Source organism: Natrinema soli (assembly GCF_028618695.1).
In genome coordinates this window covers 1-3640 of record NZ_JAQIVI010000612.1, presented here as the reverse complement: position 1 = coordinate 3640, position 3640 = coordinate 1, and the positions used below count along the sequence as shown (strand labels likewise).

Annotated in this window: 5 protein-coding genes and 1 pseudogene; 5 read left to right on the top strand and 1 reads right to left on the bottom strand. The window is 66.8% G+C overall.

The features are described from left to right. The 3 genes from PGX04_RS27935 to PGX04_RS27925 all read left to right on the top strand — a co-directional run. Positions 1 to 197 (top strand): DUF7994 family protein (locus PGX04_RS27935; RefSeq protein WP_465263851.1); only part of this gene is annotated, 197 nt, incomplete at its 5' end. 134 nt (positions 198 to 331) lie between these two features. Next, positions 332 to 1345 carry a DUF7972 family membrane protein gene (locus PGX04_RS27930; protein WP_273741474.1) on the top strand — a complete coding sequence of 338 codons (1014 nt, stop codon included), beginning with the start codon at positions 332 to 334 and terminating at the stop codon, positions 1343 to 1345. Between the two features lie 127 nt (positions 1346 to 1472). Next, on the top strand, positions 1473 to 1859 hold the full coding sequence (locus tag PGX04_RS27925; RefSeq protein ID WP_273741473.1) for a hypothetical protein: 387 nt from the start codon (positions 1473 to 1475) through the stop codon (positions 1857 to 1859). A 113-nt stretch (positions 1860 to 1972) separates the two neighbouring features. Here PGX04_RS27925 and PGX04_RS27920 read toward each other — a convergent pair whose 3' ends face one another. Beyond that, positions 1973 to 2377, bottom strand: a complete 405-nt coding sequence (locus PGX04_RS27920) for a CBS domain-containing protein (RefSeq protein WP_273741472.1) — start codon at positions 2375 to 2377, stop codon at positions 1973 to 1975. 27 nt (positions 2378 to 2404) lie between these two features. On the opposite strand from PGX04_RS27920, the gene PGX04_RS27915 reads away from it, so the two are divergent. Together PGX04_RS27915 and PGX04_RS27910 are read left to right on the top strand one after the other, a co-directional pair. After that, the gene (locus PGX04_RS27915; protein WP_273741471.1) at positions 2405 to 2572 is read left to right on the top strand and encodes a hypothetical protein; all 168 of its coding nucleotides are present in this window, start codon (positions 2405 to 2407) and stop codon (positions 2570 to 2572) included. Between the two features lie 36 nt (positions 2573 to 2608). Then, positions 2609 to 3640: pseudogene (locus tag PGX04_RS27910) on the top strand (hypothetical protein); the annotation flags it as partial.

Here is a 3640-nt window from a genome sequence, read left to right as displayed (position 1 = left end):
CGATCGCCATCGCGCTGCTGGCGATCGGGTGGGCCGCGGTCAGCGTCGCCGGCCTCCTCGCGGGCGAGAGCATCACCGGTCTCGGCTCACTCGAGGCCGTTCTCACGGTCGGCGTAGTCGGTTACTTCGCGTGGTTCGCCCGCGAGTGCTGGGTCGGCGGCGCGACCATCGACGACGCGACGTTCTCAGTCGACTGATATTGACGGACGGTAATCAGTGACCGCTCGAGCGCTCGCCTCCGGTACCGGACCGGGTGCGCTCTCTCGCTCGCGGGAGCACTGGACGCAGTGCCGTACCGGCGCTTTTCAGCGACGGCGTTGTCGGTGCCGACATGAGCGCACGCGATCGGTCGCTGTCGACGACTGCGGACGGTGAGGAGAGCCAGTTGACCTACGAAACGGTGACCGAGTCGCCGATCAAGCGCTGGGCGCTGCTCGACGGCGATCGGCTGGTGATCGCCGGCGCGCTGGCGTTCGGGCTGTACGTCGCCGTCATCGTGCTGTTTCTCGGCGGTCTGTTCCCGGTGAACGACGCGGGAACCGTGGTCACGCTCTACGGGTCGCTCGTCGGCGGGACGCTCCCGTTCATCACGATCGTTCTGGCGATCAACCAGCTGGTGCTGTCGCAGGAACTGGGCTGGACGCCGGATCTCAGGAGCCGGTTCGAGGGGATGACCGACTTCCAGCGAGACGTCGAGGAGGTGACGAACTCGGGCGTCAGCCCGGCCTCGCCGGCCGCCTTCCTGAACCGTATCGTCACCGCGACCGTCGATCGTGCCCGGCAGCTGCCCGACGCGCTCGCGAACGACGCCGACCCCGACAGGCGGGCGGAACTCGAGCGGTTCATCGCCGCCCTCGAGTCGGACGGCGAAACGGTTTCCGACGCCCTCGAAGATGCCGAATTTGGCACGTTCGAGGCGCTGTCAGCGGTACTGGGCCACCATCAGGGAAATTACTACCACGCGGCGCGGACCTTCCGAGACGAGTGGGACGACGCCTTCGACGAGACGGAATCGCTCGAGGAGCTGATCGAACTGCTCGGCTTCCTCGCGATCGCTCGGCAGACGTTCAAGACGCTGTACGTCCAGCACGAACTCGCCGTCCTCTCGCGGATGCTCCTGTACGTCGGGTTTCCGACGCTGGTCGGCGGCGGCTTGCTCATGCTCTCGTACTCGCGGGTGGCCGAAGCGATCTCGAGTCCGTGGCTCCTGTTGCCGATCGCCGCCGGCGGCGTCGTACTCGTCTTCCTCCCTTTCATGGTCCTGTTGAGCTACACGCTTCGGATCGCGACGATCGCCGCACGAACCGCCGATTTCGGCCCCTTCGTTCCGCGCTCCTCGAATTGATACCGGTCACTACTCGCGCTCCGCTGCCGTTCACTGGCCTCCTGATGGATCCGGCCGAGGACGAAATCGGCTGCGGATGGAACCGGCCGGGAGTACAGCCAAGGGAGCGGCCGGACAACAACTACGTATGCCAGAGGAATCCACACCTCGCGAGGAACCGACGCCGATCGAGGAGGCTCGGACGGACTCGTTCGACCTCGAGCATTCCGAGCGCGTCCGGGTGGGCGTTACGCGCGGGGAAACCGACCTCGAGATCGGTCCGCCGCGGGACTATCCGGACCGGGCCGACGTGTCGGTACGGCCCGAATCGGCGGACGGGAACCGCGTCGTTCTCAGTATCGACGCGATGGCGGGCGACCATGGAACGGGGCACGCGGACATCGAACTGACGCCGACGGAGGCACGGACGCTCCGGGATCGCCTCGACGAGATCGTCCGCTGGATCGCCGAAGACGACACTTCGTCCGACACCGACCTCGAGACGACCGACGAGACGGTCACTGATGAGCGCTGATCACCCGCTGCCGGCGACTCTCGTCGGTATCGGGATCTCGGTCCCTCGAGCCACCGATATCGAACCCGTCCGTTCGGAACGGGTCGACCGATTACTCCGGGCTTGTCGACCGATTACTCCGGACTGGGCGACTGCACGCGCGAGACGTACCCCGCCAGGTCCGTCGTCGTGACCATGCCGATGACGCCTTCGTCCTCGTCGACGACGGGAATGTGGTGGAAGTCGTGCTCGACGATCACGTCCGCGGCGTCGCGGATACTGTCCTGGGCCGATGCCGTGACGACGCCCGTGCTCATGTACTCCGAGACCGGCGTCCGATCCTTCGGCTGCCGCTCGGCGACGATTCGCACGAAGTCCGTTGTCGTCAGGATCCCCTCGAGCTGATTCTCGTCGTCGACGACGACGACCGACCCGATTCCGTTGTCGAGCATCGTGTTGGCGGCATCCTCGACGAGCGTGTCCGGAGCCACCGTCCGCACCGACGTGGACATGACTCGAGCGACGAAAATATCGTCCATGCGGGACAGTACTCGGTACTCACTATAATGATTGTCGGAGCGGATTCGGGCGAACCCGGAGCGGAGGACGACGATCGGAATCGTGGCGGCGGTATCCGCAGCGATCGCGCGTCCGATCCGGTCGAACGGGCGGGTGAGCAGCGTCGCCGCGACGCTGTAGTGGAGTCTCGCCGCCGCGCCGATGCCGTAATTTAAATAGGAACTCCGTTATATTCGGTGACGTACCGACCGATGGCCCCCGCATCGCCCGCTCTCGACGGATCGTGCACGCTCCTCTCCGCGCCTGCGCCCAGTAGCGACGTGCTCGCAGCGATCGCCGGGGAGTACGCGACGCTCGCCGACGAGTACGGGCCTCGGAACGTCCTGGTCCTGAAGCGGCATCCGGCGGGGCTCGAGTCCCTGATCGATGCGCTGGCCGAGACGTCCCTCGAGCCGTCGGATGGCCCCCCTCGATCGCCGCGCGTCGACTCGCTCCCGGAACACGCCTCGAAGACCATCGAGAAGTACGATCCGACGCTGTCCCGCCTCGAGTACGAGGAGCGGATCGAACTCATCTCGCTGGTGATCGACGGCGCGAGCCGATCGGTTCCCGACTACCTCCAGCGCGCCGCCGCCCACGAGAGCTTCGCCCGCGACGTCGGGCAACTGCTGCTCGAGGCGACTCGCCAACGTATCCGACTCGACGACCTCGACGATCCCCACGACTGTCTCGCCTTTCTGTACGCGATGAACGACCGATTCCACGCCGAGCTCGACGACCGGGGGTACGTCGAACGGGCCGACGTGATCCCGCAGGCCGTCGAGCGACTCGAGGCGAACGCGGACGGACTCCGGACGCGGGTCACCGGCTCGTTCGACGCCGTTCTCGCCGTCGAGTTCGAGGAGTATCGCCGACTCGACCGACGGTACCTCGCGGCGCTTACACGCGACGCGGATCTCGTCTGTGTCGGCGAACGACACGCCAGCGTCGAACGGACGCGCGTCGAGCCGGGCCGTATCGACGATATCGCGACCGACGCGGGACTCGCGGTCGAGACGCTCGAGCCCGAAGTAGTGCGTGACGGGGAGACCGACACCGAGCCGCCACACCACCCGATCGCGCGCTTTCTCGCCGCGGACGAGTCTCCGGATCGACTGACAGATCTCGGTGACGGGACGGGGTCGCCGAACGCCGGCTCGACGGACGGTGACCCGCGAGCAGTCGACTCGGTGGACGCGGACCCGGCGGGCGCGGACTCGTCGGAGACGGACTCGAGGGGGCGG